This is a genomic window from Mesorhizobium norvegicum (assembly GCF_004919685.1).
Classification (GTDB): Bacteria; Pseudomonadota; Alphaproteobacteria; order Rhizobiales; family Rhizobiaceae; genus Mesorhizobium; species Mesorhizobium norvegicum.
The window spans coordinates 1-1,347 of the sequence record NZ_SMYZ01000193.1; the positions used below are offsets into that span (position 1 = coordinate 1).

Consider the following 1,347-nt stretch of genomic DNA (forward strand, 5'->3'; position numbering starts at 1 on the left):
CACGAGGGGGGAGATCGGCTGTCGCAACAGCCGGTGCCGTTCTCCAGCGCTGCAAAGTGACGAACCATCATCACAAACCGGTGAGCGCTGTAACGAAGCAGCAAGCGGCGGCGAAGTGGGGACATGAGCGGTGCATCCAGGCGCCGCCGCCCACGGAGCAAGCCGATGTCAGGGTCCTGCAAGTTCGTCACAGTGTCCAGCCTTTGCGCGCTTGCGCTTGCGGCGACGCTTAGTGCTGCGGCCGCCCAGCCGCTTACCGTGGTCGAGCTGTTCACCAGCCAGGGCTGCTCGTCCTGCCCGCCGGCCAACGCCAATCTGATCAAGGTCAAGGATCAGCCCGGCGTGCTGGCGCTGTCATTCAACGTCACCTACTGGGACTATCTCGGCTGGAAGGACACGTTCGGCCGCCAGGAATTCACCCAGCGCCAGGTCAGCTACGAGCCGCCGCTCGGCCATGACGGGCCGTTCACGCCGCAAGTGGTGGTCAACGGCCATGCCGATGTCGTCGGCGCCGCACCCGGCGAGATCCAGAACCTGATCACAAGTACTGGCCGCACCAGCGGGCCGTCGCTGTCGCTCGATGGCGGCAAGATCAATATCGGCGCTGGCGCCGCACCGGCCGGCCGGGCCGATGTCTGGCTGGTGCGCTATCTCAAGGGCGTCGTCCAGGTGCCGGTGGCGCGCGGCGAAAACACCGGCCGCACCCTGCCGCACGCCAATGTCGTCCATTCGCTCAAGAAACTCGGCAGCTGGACCGGCGACGCCACGGCGCTGGATCTGCCGCCAGCTTCGGACGGCCTGAGCACCGCCGTGCTCGTGCAGTCGCCCGGTGGCGGCCCGATCCTGGCCGCTGCGACCAACTAGATCACGCTTCAACAAGAGATTGCGCAAACGCCGCACCCGCGGCGCCGCATAGCACGGCCGCCAAGAGGGCGCGCCTTCAACGACCAACCCCTGAGGAGACCATCATGACCATTCTTTCCCGGCCGACATTGTTGGCCCGGCTGACATTGTCGGCCCGCCTGACGCTGCCGGCGCTCGCTCTCGCTTTGTGCTCGACGGCGCTGCTTGCCGGCGGCATCGCCCGCGCCGACGACGCGACCAATGCGATGAAGCCTGCTGCCAATGCCATGAAACCAGCCGCCGATGCGATGAAGCCGGCCGCGGACGCCATGAAGCCCGCAACGGATGCGATGAAGCCCGCCGACCCGATGGCCACCAATTCCATGAAGCCAGCCGCCAACGCCATGAAACCGGCGGCCGACGCGATGAAACCGGCCAACTAGTTCTGCCGCGTCTCAGCCGTCCATTCACAATGGCCGCCCTTGGCGCTGCCCCTCACCTGCC

The 1,347-nt window shown here is 66.7% G+C and carries 2 protein-coding genes; both read left to right on the forward strand.

From position 1 onward, the window contains the following. The first annotated feature begins 165 nt into the window (after nucleotides 1-165). Nucleotides 166-864: a DUF1223 domain-containing protein gene (locus tag FCU66_RS40630; protein ID WP_136621771.1), complete on the forward strand. Its 699-nt coding sequence runs from the start codon at nucleotides 166-168 to the stop codon at nucleotides 862-864. 104 nt (nucleotides 865-968) lie between these two features. Continuing rightward, nucleotides 969-1,286: a hypothetical protein gene (locus FCU66_RS40635; protein WP_246094217.1), complete on the forward strand. Its 318-nt coding sequence runs from the start codon at nucleotides 969-971 to the stop codon at nucleotides 1,284-1,286. The last annotated feature ends 61 nt before the right edge of the window (nucleotides 1,287-1,347 follow it).

Excerpts from the sequence above, each read along its gene's own strand:
- FCU66_RS40635 (WP_246094217.1), top strand. The coding sequence starts at position 969 with ATGACCATTCTTTCCCGGCCGACATTGTTGGCCCGGCTGACATTGTCG.
- FCU66_RS40630 (WP_136621771.1), top strand. The coding sequence starts at position 166 with ATGTCAGGGTCCTGCAAGTTCGTCACAGTGTCCAGCCTTTGCGCGCTT.